Origin of the sequence: Caulobacter sp. FWC26, from assembly GCF_002742645.2 — a bacterium.
In the GTDB taxonomy this organism is placed as follows: Bacteria; Pseudomonadota; Alphaproteobacteria; order Caulobacterales; family Caulobacteraceae; genus Caulobacter.
Genome location: NZ_CP033875.1, coordinates 240,454 through 260,573 on the forward strand (window position 1 = coordinate 240,454; position 20,120 = coordinate 260,573).

General features: G+C 66.8%; 20 protein-coding genes. 12 read left to right on the forward strand and 8 right to left on the reverse strand.

Annotated features, from left to right (window positions below):
* The first annotated feature begins 27 nt into the window (after nt 1-27).
* Nucleotides 28-1,968: a methyl-accepting chemotaxis protein gene (locus CSW63_RS02775; protein ID WP_062096072.1), complete on the forward strand. Its 1,941-nt coding sequence runs from the start codon at nt 28-30 to the stop codon at nt 1,966-1,968.
* 62 nt (nt 1,969-2,030) lie between these two features.
* Here CSW63_RS02775 and CSW63_RS23290 read toward each other — a convergent pair whose 3' ends face one another.
* Together CSW63_RS23290 and CSW63_RS02780 are read right to left on the reverse strand one after the other, a co-directional pair.
* A complete protein-coding gene (locus CSW63_RS23290; protein WP_168193588.1) occupies nt 2,031-2,168 on the reverse strand; it encodes a hypothetical protein in 138 nt (45 codons plus the stop codon).
* A 206-nt stretch (nt 2,169-2,374) separates the two neighbouring features.
* On the reverse strand, nt 2,375-3,562 hold the full coding sequence (locus CSW63_RS02780) for an acetyl-CoA C-acyltransferase (RefSeq protein ID WP_062096071.1): 1,188 nt from the start codon (nt 3,560-3,562) through the stop codon (nt 2,375-2,377).
* 267 nt (nt 3,563-3,829) lie between these two features.
* On the opposite strand from CSW63_RS02780, the gene CSW63_RS02785 reads away from it, so the two are divergent.
* Both CSW63_RS02785 and CSW63_RS02790 read left to right on the forward strand, forming a co-directional pair.
* The gene (locus CSW63_RS02785) at nt 3,830-6,232 is read left to right on the forward strand and encodes a TonB-dependent receptor (RefSeq protein ID WP_062096070.1); all 2,403 of its coding nucleotides are present in this window, start codon (nt 3,830-3,832) and stop codon (nt 6,230-6,232) included.
* 122 nt (nt 6,233-6,354) lie between these two features.
* A complete protein-coding gene (locus tag CSW63_RS02790; protein WP_062096069.1) occupies nt 6,355-8,112 on the forward strand; it encodes an amidohydrolase family protein in 1,758 nt (585 codons plus the stop codon).
* Nucleotides 8,113-8,115: 3 nt separating this feature from the next.
* Here CSW63_RS02790 and CSW63_RS02795 read toward each other — a convergent pair whose 3' ends face one another.
* The 6 genes from CSW63_RS02795 to CSW63_RS02820 all read right to left on the reverse strand — a co-directional run bounded on the left by CSW63_RS02795 (nt 8,116) and on the right by CSW63_RS02820 (nt 13,049).
* Nucleotides 8,116-8,547, reverse strand: coding sequence for a DUF1330 domain-containing protein (locus CSW63_RS02795; RefSeq protein WP_062096068.1), 432 nt, complete (start codon nt 8,545-8,547; stop codon nt 8,116-8,118).
* Between the two features lie 25 nt (nt 8,548-8,572).
* Complete coding sequence (locus tag CSW63_RS02800) at nt 8,573-9,367, reverse strand: type II CAAX endopeptidase family protein (protein ID WP_062096065.1); 795 nt, start codon at nt 9,365-9,367, stop codon at nt 8,573-8,575.
* Nucleotide 9,368: 1 nt separating this feature from the next.
* Nucleotides 9,369-10,070 carry a TPM domain-containing protein gene (locus CSW63_RS02805; RefSeq protein WP_137803507.1) on the reverse strand — a complete coding sequence of 234 codons (702 nt, stop codon included), beginning with the start codon at nt 10,068-10,070 and terminating at the stop codon, nt 9,369-9,371.
* Between the two features lies 1 nt (nt 10,071).
* Nucleotides 10,072-10,953, reverse strand: a complete 882-nt coding sequence (locus tag CSW63_RS02810; protein WP_099502880.1) for a YgcG family protein — start codon at nt 10,951-10,953, stop codon at nt 10,072-10,074.
* A gap of 10 nt (nt 10,954-10,963) precedes the next feature.
* Nucleotides 10,964-11,614: a LemA family protein gene (locus CSW63_RS02815; protein WP_062094886.1), complete on the reverse strand. Its 651-nt coding sequence runs from the start codon at nt 11,612-11,614 to the stop codon at nt 10,964-10,966.
* A 127-nt stretch (nt 11,615-11,741) separates the two neighbouring features.
* Entirely contained in the window at nt 11,742-13,049 is a 1,308-nt protein-coding gene (locus CSW63_RS02820; protein ID WP_082749402.1) for an acyl-CoA dehydrogenase family protein, read from the reverse strand.
* Between the two features lie 134 nt (nt 13,050-13,183).
* Here CSW63_RS02820 and CSW63_RS02825 point away from each other — a divergent pair, with 134 nt between their 5' ends.
* The 9 genes from CSW63_RS02825 (at nt 13,184) to CSW63_RS02865 (ending at nt 19,980) form a co-directional block, all read left to right on the forward strand.
* Nucleotides 13,184-13,600 (forward strand): hypothetical protein, encoded by a 417-nt coding sequence (locus tag CSW63_RS02825; RefSeq protein ID WP_082749407.1) that lies wholly within the window; start codon nt 13,184-13,186, stop codon nt 13,598-13,600.
* Nucleotides 13,601-13,846: 246 nt separating this feature from the next.
* Nucleotides 13,847-14,170, forward strand: coding sequence for a hypothetical protein (locus CSW63_RS02830; protein WP_062094889.1), 324 nt, complete (start codon nt 13,847-13,849; stop codon nt 14,168-14,170).
* A 153-nt stretch (nt 14,171-14,323) separates the two neighbouring features.
* A complete protein-coding gene (locus tag CSW63_RS02835) occupies nt 14,324-14,563 on the forward strand; it encodes a hypothetical protein (RefSeq protein ID WP_062094893.1) in 240 nt (79 codons plus the stop codon).
* A gap of 192 nt (nt 14,564-14,755) precedes the next feature.
* Nucleotides 14,756-15,310 (forward strand): F0F1 ATP synthase subunit delta, encoded by a 555-nt coding sequence (locus CSW63_RS02840; RefSeq protein ID WP_082749403.1) that lies wholly within the window; start codon nt 14,756-14,758, stop codon nt 15,308-15,310.
* A 49-nt stretch (nt 15,311-15,359) separates the two neighbouring features.
* Nucleotides 15,360-16,892, forward strand: coding sequence for a F0F1 ATP synthase subunit alpha (gene atpA / locus CSW63_RS02845; protein WP_062094896.1), 1,533 nt, complete (start codon nt 15,360-15,362; stop codon nt 16,890-16,892).
* 34 nt (nt 16,893-16,926) lie between these two features.
* On the forward strand, nt 16,927-17,802 hold the full coding sequence (locus tag CSW63_RS02850) for a F0F1 ATP synthase subunit gamma (RefSeq protein ID WP_062094897.1): 876 nt from the start codon (nt 16,927-16,929) through the stop codon (nt 17,800-17,802).
* 47 nt (nt 17,803-17,849) lie between these two features.
* Nucleotides 17,850-19,469 (forward strand): F0F1 ATP synthase subunit beta, encoded by a 1,620-nt coding sequence (gene atpD / locus CSW63_RS02855; protein ID WP_062094898.1) that lies wholly within the window; start codon nt 17,850-17,852, stop codon nt 19,467-19,469.
* Nucleotides 19,469-19,720: a hypothetical protein gene (locus CSW63_RS02860; protein WP_010921275.1), complete on the forward strand. Its 252-nt coding sequence runs from the start codon at nt 19,469-19,471 to the stop codon at nt 19,718-19,720. Before atpD ends, CSW63_RS02860 begins: the two co-directional genes overlap by 1 nt.
* On the forward strand, nt 19,720-19,980 hold the full coding sequence (locus CSW63_RS02865) for an ATP synthase F1 subunit epsilon (RefSeq protein WP_062094900.1): 261 nt from the start codon (nt 19,720-19,722) through the stop codon (nt 19,978-19,980). Before CSW63_RS02860 ends, CSW63_RS02865 begins: the two co-directional genes overlap by 1 nt.
* Nucleotides 19,981-20,120: the final 140 nt, after the last annotated feature.

A 20,120-nucleotide genomic window follows, 5' to 3' on the forward strand; every position in this document is an offset into this window, starting at 1 on the left:
GGCCGCGCACTAGACCTGGAGCTGGCCGTGTCCTTTGGCGACCTGAAGATCTCGCACAAACTGATGGCGGTGTTCGCCGTTATGCTCGCCACGATCATGCTCATGGGTGTGGCGCTCTATGCCAATAATGTGAGCTTCACCAACTCGGTGCATCGCACCGAGCGCGCCTATGAAATGGTCCGCGCCGCTGACCAGGCCGCCTTCCGTCTGACCCGCCAGGAGAATTCGCTGCGCGGCTTCCTGCTGTCCGGCGATCCCTATTACGTCAAGCGTCTGGAAGAGGCCCACAAGCCCAAGTTCATGAAGGCGTTGGACGACATGCGAGCCCTGGCGGCGGGCGACCCGCAGGACCTGGCGCGCATCGCCGCTGTCGAGGCCGCCTACGCCAACTATCGCAAGATGGCCATTGAGCCGGGCGAGGCCCTGGGCGCCGATCCCGCCACGCGTCCCCAGGCGGTCGAACTGGTGCGCAATGACGGCGTCGCCGACAAGGCGGTCGAGCCGGTCGAGAACGCCATCGAGGCGATCACCAAGAACGCCGAAGAAAAGCTCGCGGCTGAAGCGACCGCTCAGAAGAAGGCCTATGCGCAGGCCAGCCTGACCCTGGCGATTGGCATCCTGATCACCGCCGCCATCGCCGTCGCTGGTGGGCTGCTGCTGACCGGCGCCATCGCCAAGCCGGTGACGGCCATGACCAGCGCCATGCGCCGTCTGGCCTCTGGCGACCACAGCGTCGAGGTGCCGGCGCGAGGCCGCAAGGACGAGATCGGCGAAATGGCCGCCGCCGTGGCCTACTTCAAGGATTCAGAGGCTGAGAAGGTGCGTATCGAGGCCGCCGCCGTCGAGCAACGGCGCGCCGCCGACCAAGAGCGCGCCGCCAACGAGGCCGAAAAGGCCGAGGTCGCCCGTCACGACGCCATCGCCATCTCGGCGTTGAACGAAGGTCTGGATCGTCTGGCGTCGGGTGACCTGACGCACCGTATCACCACGCCCTTCGCGCCCAAGACCGAGAGTCTGAAGACCAATTTCAACGCCGCCGCCGACCGGATGCAGCAGGCGATCCAGGCGATTGGGGTGGCGACGAACGGGGTGAACAGCGGCTCGGACGAGATCGCTCAAGCCTCCGACAACCTGTCGCGTCGCACAGAGCAGCAGGCCGCCAGCCTCGAAGAGACCGCCGCGGCGCTAGACGAGATCACCGCGACGGTGCGCAAGACCGCCTCGGGGGCTAAGGAAGCTTCTCAGGTGGTGGCCGTTGCGCGCGCCGACGCCGAGAAGTCGGGTCAGATCGTCAGCCAGGCCGTGTCGGCGATGACCGAGATCGAGACGTCGTCGAACCAGGTCAGCCAGATCATCGGGGTGATCGACGAGATCGCGTTCCAGACCAATCTGTTGGCCCTGAACGCCGGCGTCGAGGCCGCGCGGGCGGGCGAGGCCGGACGTGGCTTCGCGGTGGTCGCTCAGGAAGTGCGGGCTCTGGCCCAACGCTCGGCCGACGCGGCCAAGGAGATCAAGACCCTGATCTCGACCTCGACTCAGCAGGTCGAGACGGGGGTCAATCTGGTCGGCCAGACGGGCGAGGCGCTGAATCGCATCGTCGCCCAGGTCGCCTCGATCGACGCCCTGGTGAAGGAGATCTCAGCCTCCGCCAGCGAGCAGGCCACCGGCTTGAACGAGGTCAACACGGCCGTGAACCAGATGGACCAGGTGGTTCAGCAGAACGCCGCCATGGTCGAGGAGGCCACGGCCGCGACGCACTCGTTGAAGAACGAGGCCAAGTCGTTGGCCGAAATGGTGGCGCGCTTCCGCGTGGCGGAAGGCGTGGCTATCGCCGCGCAAAGCGCGCCGCGCGTCAGCTACCGCCCGCCGGTCGAAGCGCCGGCGCCGGTCGCCCGCCCATCGCCCGTGGCGCGGCCAAGCCGAGGCTCGGCGGCGGTGGCCGTCCGTGAGGACTGGGAAGAATTCTGATCGCGTCTGCGATCGCACCGTCAGAGGCTCCCGGCCCGCCGGGAGCCTCTGACGGTGCGATTCTAGCCCTTGTTGAGGGCGATCGTCTGGAACGACGACTGGGTCGGCTGCGGCTTGGGGCTCGCGCCCGGCGTCGGCAGGGCGAAGCCGATCGCGGCGGCGATCAAGAGGGCTATGGCGAGGAAGGCCTTGCTGGCCATGGTCGTGTCTCTGGTCTGCGTCGTGAAGCGACAATCGCTGACGCCCACGGCGCACAGATGGCCCCGCCCGCGCTGGTTTCAAGCCGTTCGCCGCGCGGCGCTCTTGACCTGATCCAACAAGAAAGGCCGGAAACCGCCTCGACGGTTCCCGGCCTTCTTCATTCAAGGACCTTCAGCGCGGACGGGAAACCATCCGCGCTTTGAAATCAGAAGATTTCGAACAGGCCCGCCGCTCCCATGCCGCCGCCGATGCACATGGTCACCACGCCCAGCTTGGCCTTGCGGCGCTTGCCTTCCAGCAGGAGGTGGCCGGCGCAGCGGGCGCCGGTCATGCCGAAGGGGTGGCCGATGGCGATCGAGCCGCCGTTGACGTTGTACTTCTCCGGATCGATGCCCAGGCGGTCGCGGCTGTAGAGGCACTGGCTGGCGAAGGCTTCGTTCAGCTCCCACAGGTCGATGTCGTCGACCTTCAGGCCGTGGCGCTCCAGGAGACGCGGCACGGCGAAGACCGGACCGATGCCCATCTCGTCGGGCTCACAACCGGCCACGGCGAAGCCGCGGAACGCGCCCAGCGGCTCGAGGCCGCGACGGGCGGCTTCCTTGGCTTCCATGACCACCACGGCGGCGGCGCCGTCCGACAGTTGGCTGGCGTTGCCGGCGGTGACGAAGTTGCCCGGGCCCTTGACCGGCTCCAGCTTGGCCAGGCCTTCCAGCGTGGTGTCGGCGCGATTGCACTCGTCCTTGCTGACCACGTAGTCGACCAGGCTCTCTTCCTTGGTCTCCTTGTTGACCACCTTCATCTTGGTGGCCATCGGCACGATCTCGTCGTCGAACAGGCCGGCGGCCTGGGCGGCGGCGATGCGTTGCTGGCTGCGCAGGGCGTATTCGTCCTGATACTCGCGGCTGACATTGTAGCGCTTGGCCACGATGTCGGCGGTGTCGATCATCGCCATCCATAGCGCCGGATGGGTCTTCAGCAGCTTTTCTTCGGTGATGTGGTAGCGGTTCATGTGGCCGCTGGCGTTGACCAGGGAGATCGACTCCACGCCGCCGCCGATGGCGACTTCCGCGCCGTCGTTGCGGACGTAGTTGGCCGCCGTGGCGATCGCTTGCAGGCCCGACGAGCAGAAGCGGTTGACCGTCTGGCCCGAGGTGGTGATCGGCAGGCCGGCCCACATGGCCGCGTTGCGCGCGACGTTCATGCCGGTGGCGCCTTCGGGGCCGCCGCAGCCCAGGACCACGTCCTCGACTTCCGCGCCGTCCAGCTTGGCGCGAGCGACCGCGTGCTGGATCGCGTGGCCGGCCATCGCCGCGCCATGGGTGTTGTTGAAGCCGCCGCGGACCGACTTGGCCAGACCGGTGCGGGCGTAGGAAACAATGACCGCTTCGCGCATAGAGGCGCACTCCCCGTTAAACGTTAGTTTGAATTGGCGGCCACCCTAGACCGTCTCGTTGCGGTGCGAAAGATCACGTGCGCGTAAAGGGAAAGCCGCCCCGCCCCGGGGTCATGGCGTGGCTTTGTGATCACAGTTTTGATCGCCTCTAACGCCCTGATTCTAAAAGCCTTCGTTTCAGATTGACTTTCGTCAGGGCGGAGATGAACGCTGCCGTTGCGTCGGGAGCCCGTCTCCAAGAACGCGAAAAACATTAGGGAGGTAATCATGACCATCGTGTCGTCGCGCCGTCGTGCGCGCGCGCTGCTGGGCGCCAGCGCGCTTTCTACGCTTCTGGGCGCGGGCCTTATGGCGCTGCCGTCGATCGCCGCCGCGCAGCAGGCCGATCAGAACGCCATCGAGGAAGTGATCGTCACCGCGACCAAGCGCGATGCGACGATCCAGGACATCCCCTTCTCGATCAACGCCCAGACCGAGAAGGACATCCAGCGTTCGGGCGCGGTGACGCTGGAAGACCTGTCGCGCAACGTGGCCGGCCTGACGATCCAGAACCTTGGCCCGGGGCAGAGCCAGGTTTCGGTGCGCGGCGTGTCGGCCGGCCAGGTCGTCCGCGACCAGCCGGGCGTCAAGGAGCAGGTCGGCGTCTATCTCGACGAGTCGGTGATTTCGCTGTCGCTGTTCACGCCCGATATCGACCTGTTCGACCTGAACCGCGTCGAAACCCTGCGCGGCCCGCAGGGCACGCTGTTCGGCTCGGGCTCGGTGGGCGGCACGATCCGCTACATCACCAACCAGCCCAAGCTGGATGTCTCGGAGGGTACCTTCGAGGCTAACGCCAACCTGGTTGGCGGCAACGCGTTCGGCGGCCATGTGAAGGGCGCGGTGAACATCCCGATCTCCGACAAGATCGCCATGCGCGCCGTCGGTTACCTGACCCAGTACGGCGGCTTCATCGACGCCCTCAAGGAGGGCGGCAAGGTCGACAAGAACGTCAATGACGGCACCCGTCGCGGCGGCCGCCTGTCGTTCTACATCGAGCCGAACGAGCAGGTGAACTTCACGCCGCGTATCGTCTATCAGGAGATCCGCGCCGGCGGCTTCAACCGCCAGGAAACCTTCAACCTATTCGCCAACAACAACACCACCACCCGGCCGAAGATCCAGCTGGGCGAGCGCGAGCAGTACCTGCTGCTGGACGAGAGCTTCGCCGACAACACGCTGCTGGCGGACATGACCGCCAACTTCAAGTTCAACGCCGCCACCCTGACCAGCGTCACCAGCTTCATCAGCCGGGACATCACCGTCAGCCGCGACGCCAGCGCCCTGACGGGCAGCGTCTCGGTGGATCTGGGCTTCCCCGCCGCCGCCGTGCTGCTGCCCTCCAACCTGCGCGACACCACCGATCTGGAGCAGTTCACCCAGGAGCTTCGCCTGGCCTCGACCGGCGACGGCCCCCTGCAGTGGGTGATCGGCGGCTTCTATTCGAAGGTCGACCGCGTCTACAACCAGCGTCTGCCGACGCCGGGCTATGACGTCGCGACCGACGCCAAGCTGGGCGCGGGCACCTCGGCCGCCGTCGCCAACGGCTTTGGCAAGGACTCGCCCTACAACGCCTACCTGCCCTACGACATCAAGCAGAAGGCCGTGTTCGGCGAGTTGACCTACACGACCGGCAAGCTGACCGCGACGGCGGGCGGCCGCTATTACGACTTCAGTGAAACGCGGCAGTTCAAGTCCGGCGGCCTGTTCGCCAACGGCGACAACCGCACCGACAAGACCTCGTCCGATGGCTTCACGCCGCGCTTCCTGCTCAGCTACGAGGCCAGCGACACGGTTACCTTCAACGCTCAGGCCTCGAAGGGTTTCCGCCTGGGTGGGGTGAACGACCCGCTGAACCTGCCGCTGTGCTCGGCGCAGGACAAAGCGATCTTCGGCGGCTACCAGAGCTATGACGACGAGACGCTGTGGAACTACGAAGGCGGCGTGAAGTCGCGGTTCGGGCGCGTCACCCTGAACGCGGCGGCCTTCTACACCGACATCAAGAACCTGCAGACCACCCTGGACGCCGGCTCGTGCTCGTCGCGCGTGGTGTTCAACGTGCCCAAGGCCCACACCAAGGGCGTCGAGGCCGAGCTGACCGCGCGTTTGGCCAACGGTCTCGACATCGGCCTGTCGGGCAGCCTGCTGGAAGCTGAGTTCGACTCCACCGTGAAGGATGGCACGGGCGCGGTGATCGGCGGCATCCGCGACGGCAACCGTCTGCCGTCGGTGCCGAAGTTCCAGGTGTCGTTCGATGTCACCTACAGCAAGGAAGTCCGGCCGGGCGTCAACGGCTACCTGAAGGCTTCGCTGCAGCACGTCGGCAACCGCTTCACCCAGGCCAGTGACCAAGAGAACAACCCGCGCTCGTTCGTCTCGGGTCTCGCCTTCGGCGGCGCCACAGGCACGGTCCCGACGGTCGTCAATCTCCAGCTGCCCAGCTACGAGATCGTCAATCTTAGCGCCGGCCTGGAGATGCCGGACGGCGTCGACATGACGTTCTACGTCAACAACCTGTTCGACGAGAACGCGCTGCTGTCGTTCGACCGCGAACGCGGCGGGCGCGCCCGCCTCGGCTACGCCGTGGGGCAACCGCGCACCATGGGCGTGACGGTCCGCAAGTCGTTCTAGGGGTAGACACCTTTTACGGAACGGGGATGGGGCGGTTGCTACGGCGACCGCCCTTTTTCTTGACGCCTCCGCCCTGCGGGGTTCACGCTGGTGAACAACGATAAGATAAGCGGAGGGCGACCATGGCCAAGCACGCCTACGATCTGGTCCTGCGGGGCGGGATGGTCTTCGACGGCGCGGGCGGACCGGGCTTCCAAGCCGATGTCGGCGTACGGGACGGCGTCATCGTCGCGGTCGGCAAGGGTCTCGCGGCCGGGGTCGAGGAGATCGACGCCCGAGGGCGGATTGTCACCCCGGGCTTCGTCGACATCCACACCCACTACGATGGCCAGGCGACCTGCAGCGGCCAGCTGGGTCCTAGCTCCGGTCACGGCGTGACCACGGTGGTGATGGGCAATTGCGGGGTCGGCTTCGCCCCGTGCCGGCCGGAGGATCACGACCGCCTGATCCGCCTGATGGAAGGCGTCGAGGACATCCCCTTTCCCGTGCTGACCGAGGGCCTGCCCTGGGCCTGGGAGAGCTTTCCCGACTATCTCGACTTCCTGGCCGGCCGCGCCTTCGACGTGGATGTCGGCGCCCAGCTGCCGCACGCGGCCTTGCGGGTCTATGTGATGGGCGAGCGGGGCGCGAACCGCGAACCGGCGACCGACGCCGACATCGCCGCCATGGCCGCGATCGCCAGGTGCGCGGTCGAGGCCGGGGCCCTGGGTTTCTCGACCTCGCGCACCCTCAATCACCGCACCAGCGACGGCCAACCGACCCCGACCCTGACCGCAGGCGAGGACGAGCTGACGGGGATTGCGCTCGGCTTGGCGGCCGCCGGCAAGGGCGTGTTGCAGGTGGTCTCAGACTTCATCGACGGCCCCGCCGAGCTGGCCATGCTGCGCCGGATCGTCGAGCGATCCAGACGGCCGCTGTCGTTCTCCCTGGTCCAGAGCCCCAAGGCCCCGGAAGGCTGGCGCGGCCTCCTCGCCGGCGTCGCCGCCGCCGTCGACGCGGGCCTGCCGATGAAGGCGCAGGTGTGCGGCCGTCCGGTCGGGGTGCTGTTCGGCCTGGAGCTCACGCTCAACCCGTTCAGCCAGAACCCGGTCTTCGCCGAACTGAAGGACCGCCCCTTGGCGGACAAGGTCGCGGCCCTGTCCGATCCGGCGTTCCGGGCGCGCCTACTGGCACACGACGGCGACGCCAAGGGCCCCTTCGCCGGCAGCGCGCTGCGGGCCTGGGACAATCTCTTTCCGATGGGCGGCGACGCTCCCGACTACGAGCCGACGGCGGACAAGACCGTGGCCGCGATCGCCGCGCGCGAGCGGCGCGATCCGGCCGCCGTCGCGCTGGACGCCATGCTGGCGCAGGGCGGGCAAGGCATGCTGTACCATCCGTTCCTGAACTACGCGGACGGCTCGCTGGAGCCCAGCTTCGCCATGCTGACCCATCGCGACACCGTGCCGGGCTTGTCCGACGGCGGGGCGCATGTCGGCATGATCTGCGACGGCAGCTTCCCGACCAGCAACCTGATCCACTGGACACGCGATCGGACCCGGGGGCCAAGGATCCCGCTGGAGACGATGATCGCCCGCCAGACCCGCGACACCGCCAAGGCCGTTGGGCTGCTTGACCGGGGCCTGATCGCGCCGGGCTATCGCGCCGATCTGAATGTCATCGACTACGACGGCTTGAGGCTGGAAGCGCCGCGCGTGGCCTACGACCTCCCGGCGGGCGGGCGTCGCCTGACCCAGCGCGCGGATGGCTATGTCGCCACGATCGTCGCTGGCGTCGTCACCCAGCGCGACGGCGAGCCGACCGGCGCCTTGCCGGGCCGCCTGGTGCGCGGCGGCCAGGCCGCGCCGCAGGGCGATGTCCAGCCGTTGGCGGCCGAGTAGGCGCTACTCGCCGAAACCCTTGCCGGGCGCGAAGGGCGAAAAGCGGATCAGCCGCGAGTCTTCCACCGCCGCCTGGCGGTGCTTGACGTGCTCGCGGTACTCGGGGTTCGTGACCATCGCCAGGAAGGCGCTGGCATTCGGGTACTCGGCGATGAAGGCCAGGTCCCACCGCTCGTCGCTGGGACCGGTCAGCACGACCTCGGGACTGCCCGCCCAGACCTGCCGCCCGCCCAACCCTTCGAAGATCGGGCCGGAGGTGCGGCCGTATTCACGATAGGCGTCCAGGCCAGTCATGTCCTTGCCGTGATTAGGATGATCGGCCGGATAGTCGGCCAGCGGCTTCAGCCGGATCAGGTTCAGCATGTGGATTGGCGTATCGCGCGGCAGGGCCTTGAAGGCGTCGAACTGCGCGCGGGTCGGGTCGATGTTGGACATGGCGGTCCTCCTCAAAGTGGGCGCGTCAGGCGCGCTCTTGGTCTTTCGGCATGGGAGGCCAGAAGTGGAACAAGGCCAAGCTGAATATCGCCAGCGCCACGGCTTCGGCGGGTCGTGTGGCCCAGGCTCCTGTCGCGCCCATGGCGTTGATTACCGCATGAGGGATGAGGCCCGCGACAAGAAGGCTGCCTCGGCCATGGACGTGCAGCCAGGTCATCAGCACCGAGAGCGCGATCGTTCCCAAGGCGTACCAGCCGATATCGGTCAGAGGCGTCAGCACGATGTCGGAGAATAGAAACGCCGGCACGTGCCAAAGCGTCCAGACAAGGCCCAAGATCGTCCCCGCCGCCAGCGGCGGCCAACGCTCCAAAAGGCGAGGCAAGGCATAGCCGCGCCAGCCGAACTCTTCACCCAGCGGACCGGCGTTCGTGATGACCTGGGCGGTAGTCAGCAGCAGCAGGGGCGTGGCGATCAGCACGGCGGCGGGCTTCACCGGCCAAGTCGTGGGCATGGCGAGACACAGCGCGAGGGCAAGGGTCGGTAGGACAAGAACGGCGACCGCCATCGTTAGGGCCGTTCCAGGCAGCAGCCTGCGGAGTAGGTCGAGCAGACCAGCGCGGCCCTGCTCGGCGAGCGTCAGGCCAAGACCCACGAGGCTGGGGGCGCAAGCGGCGACCAAATAGGCAGGGGATCCGTAGACGAAGGGCCCCAGCAAGGCGTTCAGCGGTTTGGGGAACAAGAGCCAGAGTCCACCGACGCCCCAGGTGATCGCGAAGGTGAGGACGAAGAACAGTCCAAGATGACGCCCCCCGCCCGTCACCTCACCGCCTCGGCAGGATCGTCAGGCCGTCGGAGAGTTCGTTGCGGTCGTCTCCGCGCGGGGGGACGTGGGCGGCGAGGATCGCGCCGGTGCGGGCGACGGCGGCTACGAAGCCGTCGGCGACCTTGCCGCGCTTGAGGCCCGCCACGAGATCGGCGACCACCTCGTCCCAGACCGCATTGGGCGCGGCCTTGTAGATGCCTTCGTCGGCGATCACCTCGACCCGGTGCTCGGCCAGGGCCGCGAAGATCAGCACGCCGGTGCGGTCGCGAGTGACGTGCAGGCCGTGGCTGAGGAACTGCTCCATCGCCGCGCGCTTGACGCGGGCGGTCTTCAGCGCGCCCGGGGTCAGCGCGCGCCGGACCGGCGGGATCGACACCAGCAGGGCGGCGACGACGAACACCACCAGCTGCAGCACGATATAGGTCGACAGCGCCGACAGGATCGCGCCGTCCTGGGCCGCGTGATGGCCGACGCTCCAGCCGCCGAACAGGCGGGTCAGCATCTCCGGACGAAAGCCCGCCAGCAGCGCTGCAGCCGGTAGGACGAGGGCGCTGGCGGCCGCCCAGACAAGCGGCGTCTCGCGATAGTCCGAAACCTCTGGCGCCAGGACGCAGAAGATCTCGCCCGCAGTGGTTTTCTCAGCCTCTGCTACGGCTTGGGCGATGCGGTCGAGATCGTTGGGGGTCATGTGCCTGGCCATCTCACCACCGTCCCGAACTGCCGCCGCCGCCGAACGAGCCGCCGCCGCCGGAGAAGCCGCCCCCGCCGCCGCCCCAGTCACCGCCGCCGCCGCCGCCGCCGCCGCGCCCGCTGCTGGTCAGCACGTTGAGGATGATCCAGGGCAGGGCTGAGCCCAGCCCGCCGCGTCGGCTGCGGAACAGGCTGGAAAACACGAAGATCACGAACAGGAAGATCAGCAGCCCGACGATGGCCGAGCCTCGCGCCTCGTGGCGTTCGGGACGCGCGGCGTCCGCCACCCGGGCCTGGGCCTCTTCAGGCGGCAGGCCCAGCTGCTCGACCAACGCATCGGTTCCAGCGACCACGCCGCCCGAGATGTCGCCGTTGCGGAACTTGGGCAGGATGGCCGACTGGATGATCACGCTGGACAGGGCGTCGGTCAGCACCGGCTCCAGGCCATAGCCGACCTCGATCCGCACCTGACGGTCATTGGGCGCGACCAGCAGGATCGCCCCGTCTTCTTTGTCCTTGTCGCCAATCCCCCAGGTCCGGCCGAGCTTGTAGCCGTAGTCCTCGATCGGATAGCCCTGCAGGCTGCCGACCGTGGCCACCACCAGCTGATGTCCGGTGCGGGCCTCCAGCGCCTCGAGCTTGTCCGAGAGGTCGCGCTCGACATCCGGCGACAGCACCTGCGCGTCGTCGACCACGCGGCCGGACAGCGGCGGGAACTTCGGGTCCGCCAGGGCGGGCAGGGCGAATAGCACGGCCGCGAGCATCAAGAGCAACATCCTCACCCGTGAAACGGGGGAGGTGGCGCGGCGCGTGTTCACGCCGCGCCGGAAGGGGCGCAAGCGGCGGTGTGACGCCCCCTCCCCCGTTTTACGGGGGAGGATGAAAGCGGTCATGGCCACAGGCCTACTGAATTTTCGGCGGCGTCGCCGTCGGCGGGCTGGAGAAGTCCACCGTCGGCGCGCTCTGGGCGGCGGCGGTGGCCTGGAACAGCTGGGCCGGCTTCTGGTCGCTGTAGAGCGTCTTAGCCCAGAACACGCTGGGGAAGGTCCGCAGGGTGGTGTTGTACTTCTGGGCGGTCTCGTTGTAGTCGCGCCGCGCGATCGCGATGCGGTTCTCGGTGCCTTCCAGCTGGCTCTGCAGGGCCATGAAGTTCTGGTTCGACTTCAGGTCGGGATACTGCTCCTGGATCACCATCAGGCGGCCCAGCACGCCCGACAGCTGGTCCTGGGCGGCGGCGAACTTCTGGAACTGGGCAGGGTCGGTGATGGTCGAGGCGTCGACCTTGACCTGGGTGGCGCTGGCGCGGGCCTCGGTGACGGCGGTCAGCACGTCCTTTTCCTGGGCCGCATAGCCCTTCACCGTCGCAACCAGGTTCGGGATCAGGTCGGCGCGGCGCTGGTACTGGTTCTGCACCTCGGCCCAGGCGGTCTTGGTCGCCTCGTCCTGGGTGGGGATCTTGTTGATCCCGCAGCCCGCCAGGGTGGCGGGGATGGCGACGACCAAGGCGACGCGCGCGGCGTTACGGACGAGACGGCTGTTCAAGGATCCCTCCACCAAACCCGGTGAGCCCGCCCGCCTCGAATGAGGCGGACCCGCAGGCTCGTCCGGCGATATGCGAACATGTACGCCGCATACCGCCGTTAGATAGCGCGTCCATTGATACACGTCAGGGCCGCGAAGGTTAAACCTTATCCATCTCCGCGAACGTCTGCTTGCGCGGACCCATGTAGCCGAACAGCCAGGCGGCGACCTTGCGCATCTGGATCTCCTCGCTGCCCTCGGTGATCCGGTAGCGGCGGTGGTGGCGGTAGATGTGCTCGAACGGCTTGTGGCGCGAATAGCCGATGCCGCCGTGGATCTGCATCGCACGGTCGGCGGCTTCGCAGCACAGGCGGTTGGCCCAATAGTTACACATCGAGACCTTGTCGGAGAGGCGCTTTTCGACCTCGGGCTTGGACATCTGGTCCATTTCCCACGCCGTCTTGCGGATCAGCAGTCGCAGCATTTCGGCCTGGGTGGAAAGCTCGACGATCGGGAACTGGATGGCCTGGTTCTCCGACAGCGCCTTGCCGAACGGCTTGCGGGCGCGCGCGTACTTGATGCTCTCTTCTATGCAGTAGACCGCCGCGCCCAGACTGGAGGCGGCCTGGCGGATGCGATTCTCGTGCACGAAGTGCTGGGCCAGGGCCAGGCCCCCGCCCTCCGGGCCGAACATCGCGCTGTCGGGAACCCAGACGTCGGTGAAGCTGACGCGCGGGTGGTCGGTCGGCATGTTGAAGGTCCAGAGGTATTCCTCGATCTTCACGCCCGGCGCATGGGCCGGAACCAGGAAGGCGGTGATGCCCCGAGCGTCGCCGTCCTGACCGCTGGTGCGGGCGAACAGGCAGCAGTGCGTGGCCGCGTGCATCCCGGTGGTCCACATTTTCTCGCCGTCGATCCGCCAGCCAGCCTGGCCATGACGCTCTTCGCGGACCGCCTGGGTCTCCATATGGGTCGCGTCCGAGCCATGGTCGGGCTCAGTCAGGCCGAAGGTCGGCCGGAAGGCGCCGCGATCCAGCATGTCTTCGATCAGGTGCTGCTGGTCAGGTCGGCCGAAGTCGCGGATCATCAGCACGAACGGATTGTTGCCGACGATCGAGTGCTCGTTCTGCAGGTCGTTGAAGAGGCCAAGGCCCTTGCTGGCCAGGTGCTCGCGGATCACCGCCATGCCCAGGTTCGTGCCATCCTTGCCGCCATAGGCTTTCGGCAGGGCGTAGCGATAGTGCCCCGCCTGGTCGGCCAGCTTGCGGGCCTGGCCCAGCAGCGCCTCCCATTCGTGGCGCGGCAGGCCGCCGGCGTCCCAGTCGGTGCGGGCCCATTCCCGGCGGTGGTCGAAGAAGCGCTCGTTGTCGTCGCGCGCCTGAAGCGGGGCGATCTCCTTCTCGATGAAGGCGTCGAGCTCTTCGAGATAGGCCGAAAGTTCCGGTGACAGTCGGAAGTCCATGGTCAAGCCTCCCTGCGCGCATTGTTCTCTTTATGCTGGAGACTAAAGCGCGGGCGGCCGCTCCGGCCAATCGTGCCCCTGCGGAACGGGCTTTAACGGCTCTTTGACCAGCGCCGCCTTATACCGGTCGCATGATCACCATGGCTGCCTTCGCGATCCTTGGCGCCGCGCTCGGACTGTTCGTCCGGCCGCGCGTTCTGGGCGTGATCCTGCCCGTGCTGTTGGCCGCCATCGTCGAGGGCGCCGTGCTTTGGATGATCGGGGTCATGGAGAAGCAGCCAAACCGCGAGCTGCTGATCGACCGCCTGCAAGCGATCTTCGGCGAAGGCTGGGTCGGGGCGATCGGACCCGTGGCCGCCGCCTTTATCGGCGCGATCATGGCCGCCCTGATGAGCGCCTTCACCGATCCCGCCGGCCCGGGGCCCGTCGTGACCGCCGACGGCATCCAGCGTCGCGCCGGAAAGAACGGTCGCTACGCCCGCGCCAAGGGCATGGTCGAGGACCGCGCCATCCACGCCCAGGCCGAGAGCCGGATCGACCAGATCCTGGGGCTTTAGCCCTCGTCTTTTTCGCGCTCGTTTCGCCGAGTCCGTCGAGAAATCCGTGTTTCTCGAAAATGCGACGCGCAAGCGAAATTGCTCTTGCGCAATTTCTTATCACTGATATCTAAGCGATGCTTAGTTCGGACCCGAAGCACCGGTGGGGATACCGGCGCCATCATCCCCGGGGTCGAGCGGCCAGTACCTGCGTTTTCACCGATCCTCGATCTGACCGCAACTTCCCCAAAGCCGGAGGGCTTTCCGATGAAGCTCCGTTCGCTGGCGGCTGTCGCCGCCCTGTCTGTTTCCATGTTCGCCGGTTCGGCCTTCGCCGATGGTCGCATCGCCGCCGCGTTGGACGCGCCGGTCGCGGCGAAGACCAAGGTCGTCGCCGGCGGCGCGGTCTTCGTCTGCGAGGGCGCCGAGTGCGTCTCGGCCCAAGCGCCTTCGCGGGCCCTCACTGCGGCCGCCTGCAAGGCGCTCGCCAAGGAAGTGGGCCGCGTCTCGGCCTTCGGCGGCGACACCAAGTCGCTGGACGCCGACGACCTGACCCGCTGCAACGCCTCGGCCAAGGTCGCGGCTAAGTAAGAACACCTATCGCTTTACCCTAGTACCCAGACGCGTTGCGGGCCGCCGTTTCTCCGGCCCGGTCTGGCTGTTTCCTCGAGCATTCGCCTTAACGGGGCGGCGGAACGTTCCGCCGCCTCTTTTCTTTTTCGGCTACAGGACTAGTTGAAGGCCATGGACATCAGCCTCGCCGCCCAACTGGAATCCGTTCTGCGCAAGGCCGCAGGCGAAGAAACGTCGCTGACCTCGATGACCGTCGACTATGGCGCAAGCGATGTCGGAGACGACCTGGAGAGCAAGAGTTGGGTCGAGCGCGCCACCAAGAGTCTGGTTTTCGTCCAGGCCGAACTGCGCCGCGCGGACGGCGGCTTGGCCGCCTCGGCCTCGGCGATATTCCGTCGCGCCGGGAACTGACGATCCGCTTGGTTGCGCCCCGTTGGTTGCGACTGCGAAAGGCCCGTGTTATCAGGCGCGCGGCTTCGGACGGGACGGCGCGGCAGCGCCGACCGTCCATGTGCTTTTTTCAAGCGCGTTCAAGCCTTTAAGTCGCGATGAGGGTTAAACTTCTTGTCGGCGGCGATTTGCAACGCACCGGGCGGATACCAAGTGGCGGACGAAACCAAGGCGACGGATGCGGGTCAGCGCTATGCGCAGTCCCTCTTCGAACTGACGATCGAGAACGGCAATCTGGCCAAGGTCGAGGCCGACCTGAAGAGCCTGAAGGCGATGATCGCTGACAGCGCCGACCTGCGCCGCCTGATCGCCAGCCCGGCTTTCTCGGCCGAGGACAAGGGTAAAGGTCTCGTCGCCGTGGCCGTGAAGGCCCGGTTTGACATGCTGACCACGAAGTTCCTGGGCCTGGTGGCCGCCAACGGCCGCACCGGCGACCTCCTGGGCGCCATCTCGGCCTTCGTCGAGCTGTCGGCCAAGCACCGCGGCGTGGTGACGGCGGAAGTCGTCTCGGCCGCCGCCCTGTCGCCGACCCAGCTGAAGGGCGTGCAAGCGGCCCTGGCCGAGGCCCTCGGCAAGACCCCCGAAGTTTCCACGCGCGTCGATCCGTCCCTGTTGGGCGGTCTGAAGGTGCGCGTTGGTTCGCGTCTCTTCGACGCTTCGCTCCGTTCGAAGCTCGATTCCCTGAAATTCGCCCTGAAGCGCGCCTGAGCGTATAAGCGCGCCGTAAAAAATTAGATCGCAGAGAGCCCAGAAGACCATGGACATCCGCGCCGCCGAAATCTCGGCCATCCTCAAGTCGCAGATCGCCAACTTCGGCGAAGAGGCCGCCGTCTCGGACGTCGGCCAGGTGCTGTCCGTCGGTGACGGCATCGCCCGCATCTACGGCCTGGACAACGTCCAAGCCGGTGAAATGCTGGAGTTCCCGAAAGCCGGCGTGAAGGGCATGGCCCTGAACCTCGAGCGCGACAACGTCGGCGCCGTGATCTTCGGTCAGGACCAGGAAATCAAGGAAGGCGACGAAGTCCGTCGCCTCGGCGAGATCGTGGACGTGCCGGTCGGCCGTGGCCTGCTGGGCCGCGTCGTCAACCCGCTGGGCGAGCCGATCGACGGCAAGGGTCCGATCCAGTACACCGAGCGTCGCCGCGTCGACGTGAAGGCTCCGGGCATCATTCCGCGCAAGTCGGTGCACGAGCCGGTGCAAACCGGCCTGAAGTCGATCGACACCCTGATCCCGGTCGGCCGTGGCCAGCGCGAGCTGATCATCGGTGACCGTCAGACCGGCAAGACCGCCGTCGCCATCGACACCATCCTGAACCAGAAGGCCGTGAACGCCGGCAAGGACGAGAGCGCCAAGCTCTACTGCGTCTATGTCGCCATCGGCCAGAAGCGCTCGACCGTCGCCCAGATCGTCAAGACCCTGGAAGAGCACGGCGCCCTGGAATACACGACCGTCGTCGTGGCCTCGGCCTCGGAGCCGGCCCCGCTGCAGTACCTGGCCCCGTTCGCCGGCTGCGCCATGGGCGAGTGGTTCCGCGACAACGGCCTGCACGGCCTGATCATCTATGACGATCTGTCCAAGCAGGCCGTCGCCTACCGTCAGATGTCGCTGCTGCTGCGCCGCCCGCCAGGCCGTGAAGCCTATCCGGGCGACGTGTTCTACCTGCACTCCCGTCTGCTGGAGCGCGCCGCGAAGCTGAACGAAGACAACGGTTCGGGCTCGCTGACGGCGCTGCCGATCATCGAAACCCAGGCCAACGACGTGTCGGCCTACATCCCGACCAACGTGATCTCGATCACCGACGGCCAGATCTTCCTGGAAACCGACCTGTTCTACCAAGGCATCCGCCCGGCCGTGAACGTCGGCATCTCGGTGTCGCGCGTCGGTTCGTCGGCCCAGATCAAGGCGATGAAGCAAGTCGCCGGCCCGATTAAGGGCGAGTTGGCCCAGTACCGTGAAATGGCCGCCTTCGCGAAGTTCGGCTCGGACCTCGACGCCTCGACCCAGAAGATGCTGGCCCGCGGCGAGCGCCTGACCGAGCTGCTGAAGCAGCCGCAATACGCGCCGCTGTCGGTCGAAGAGCAGGTCTGCGTGATCTACGCCGGCACCCGCGGTTACCTCGACGGCATCCCGACCTCGTCGGTGCGTCGCTTCGAGAGCGAGTTCCTGGCCCGTCTGCACAGCCAGCACGCCGACCTTCTGGAAGGCATCCGCACCAAGAAGGCGCTCGACAAGGATCTGGAGAACACGCTGAAGAGCGCGCTCGACAGCTTCTCGTCGACCTTCGCCTAAGCCCCTCGGAACCGCTCGGAGAGAGTAGCGCCGAATGGCCAGCTTGAAGGAAATGCGCAATCGGATCTCGAGCGTCAAAGCGACGCAAAAGATCACGAAAGCGATGCAGATGGTGGCGGCGGCCAAGCTGCGCCGGAGCCAGGACGCGGCTGAAGCCGCCCGTCCTTACGCCCGGCGTCTTGCCAGCGTCATCGCCAACCTCGCCGCCGGCGTCTCCGGCGACGGCGCCCCGAAGCTCCTGGCCGGCACAGGCCGTGACGATCGCCACCTGGTGGTTGTCGCTGCGGCCGATCGCGGCCTGGCGGGCGGCTTCACCTCGTCGATCGTTCGCGCCGCGCGCGCCCACATCGACGGGCTGATCGCCCAGGGCAAGGATGTCCGCGTGATCTGCGTCGGCAAGAAGGTCACGGCTCAACTGGCCAAGCCCTATGCCGGCTGTATCGTCGACACCTTCGACCTGTCGTCCTACCGCCAGCTGACGCTGGCCGTGGCGCAGCCGATCGCCGATCTGATCACCCGCGAATACGAGGCGGGGGAGACCGATGTGGTCACCCTGTTCTACAGCCGCTTCAAGTCGGTGGTGCAGCAGATCCCGACGGGCCTGCAGTTGATCCCGGCCATGGTCGAGGGCGCCGAAGCGGCCTCGGGCCCGGCTGCGGTCTATGAGTACGAGCCCTCGGAAGAGGCCATTCTCGAGACCCTGCTGCCGCGCAACCTGACGGTCCAGATCCTCTCGGCCCTGCTGGACAACATGGCCGGCTTCTACGCCAGCCAGATGACCGCCATGGACAACGCCACGCGCAACGCCGGCGACATGATCAAGCGCTACACCCTCGAGTACAACCGTTCCCGCCAGGCCCAGATCACCAAGGAGCTGATCGAGATCATCTCCGGCGCCGAAGCCGTCTGATCTAGCCTAACGACACAAGCACGCAGAGACCGAAAGACCGCAACGCCATGGCCAAGACCCCCGCTGAAAAGCCGGCGACCGCCGCCAAGAAGCCCGCCGCCGCCAAGGCCGCCGCTGCTCCGAAGGCCGCCGCCGCCAAGGCTCCCGCCGCCGCCGCCAAGGCTCCGGCCGCCAAGAAGCCGGCCGCGCCGAAGGCCGCCGCGCCCAAGGCTCCGGCCACCAACCTGGACGGCGCCACCGGCCGTCTCGTCCAGATCATCGGCGCCGTCGTCGACATCGAGTTCGACGGCGCTCTGCCGGCGATCCTGAACGCCGTCGAGACCGTCAACGAGGCCACTGGCCAGCGCCTGGTGTTCGAAGTCGCCCAGCATCTGGGCCAGAACACCGTCCGCGCCATCGCCATGGACGCCACCGAGGGTCTGGTCCGTGGTCAGGCCGTGCGCGACACCGGCGAGCCGATCCGCGTTCCGGTCGGTCCGGGCACGCTGGGCCGCATCATGAACGTGATCGGCGAGCCGATCGACGAGCAGGGCCCGATCCGTTCGGACATCAGCCGCACGATCCACCGTGACGCCCCGTCCTTCGCCGAGCAGACCAACACCGCTGAAGTGCTGGTCACGGGCATCAAGGTCATCGACCTGATGTGCCCCTACACCAAGGGCGGCAAGATCGGCCTGTTCGGCGGCGCCGGCGTCGGCAAGACCGTGACGATGCAGGAACTGATCAACAACATCGCCAAGGCTTACGGCGGTTACTCGGTTCTGGCCGGCGTGGGCGAACGCACCCGCGAAGGCAACGACCTCTATCACGAGATGATCGAGTCGAACGTGAACGTCGACCCGAAGGCCAACAACGGCTCGACCGAAGGCTCGCGCTGCGCCCTCGTTTACGGCCAGATGAACGAACCCCCGGGCGCCCGCGCCCGCGTGGCCCTGACCGGCCTGTCGATCGCGGAATACTTCCGTGACGAAGAAGGCAAGGACGTGCTGCTGTTCGTCGACAACATCTTCCGCTTCACCCAAGCCGGCGCCGAAGTGTCGGCTCTGCTGGGCCGCATCCCCTCGGCCGTGGGCTACCAGCCCACCCTGGCCACCGAGATGGGCAACCTGCAGGAGCGCATCACCTCGACGAACAAGGGCTCGATCACCTCGGTGCAGGCCATCTACGTCCCCGCCGACGACCTGACCGACCCGGCTCCGGCCACCTCGTTCGCCCACTTGGACGCCACCACCGTTCTGTCGCGTGACATCGCGGCCCAGGCCATCTTCCCGGCCGTGGACCCGCTGGACTCGACCTCGCGGATCATGGACCCTCTGGTCATCGGCGAAGAGCACTACACGGTGGCTCGTCGCGTCCAGGAAGTCCTGCAGCAGTACAAGGCCCTGAAGGACATCATCGCCATCCTGGGCATGGACGAGCTGTCGGAAGAGGACAAGCTGATCGTGGCCCGCGCCCGCAAGATCCAGCGCTTCCTGTCCCAGCCGTTCCACGTCGCCGAGCAGTTCACCAACACGCCGGGCGCCTTCGTCCAGCTGAAGGACACGATCCGCTCGTTCAAGGGCATCGTCGACGGCGAGTACGACCACCTGCCGGAAGGCGCCTTCTACATGGTCGGTCCGATCGAAGAAGCCGTGGCCAAGGCCGAAAAGATGGCGGCTGAAGCCTAATGACCGAAGACGCGGACCTGGCCAATTTCTGCTGCGATGAGCTGGCCGAAGCGGTGTCTCCGGACGCCAACGCCGGCTTGATCGAGCACGACAGCGGCCTGATCCTGCTGAATCTCGGCGAGCGGGAAGAAGAGGGCGAGACCGGCGTGGTGCTGGCGACGATCCGCTTCTGCCCGTTCTGCGGAACCGAGATCCAGACCGATGAAGACATCGAGGCCGCCCTGGGCGGCGTCGAGGAGACGTTCAACTGATGGCCAAGCTGCACTTCTCTCTGGTCGCCCCCGAGCGCGAACTGTTCTCGGGCGAGGTGGACATGGTCCAGGCTCCCGGCGCCGAAGGCGACTTCGGCGTGCTGGCCAACCACGCCCCGTTCATGACCACCCTGCGTGAAGGCAAGGTGACCGTGAAGGACGGCGCGACCACCAAGGTGTTCGATATCCAGGGCGGTTTCGCCGACGTTGGGCCGGAAGGTCTGACGATCCTGGCGGAACACGCGGTCGAGGCTCTCTGATCGCCCGACTCAGCGATCACGCTGTTATTGTTTCGATGCGCCCTCGGTCCCCCGGATCGAGGGCGTTTTCGCGCTAGAAGCGATACGGCGTCGCGCGGCGGGAGATAAAATTACACCTGTGGCCCAATCTTGGTCTTAAT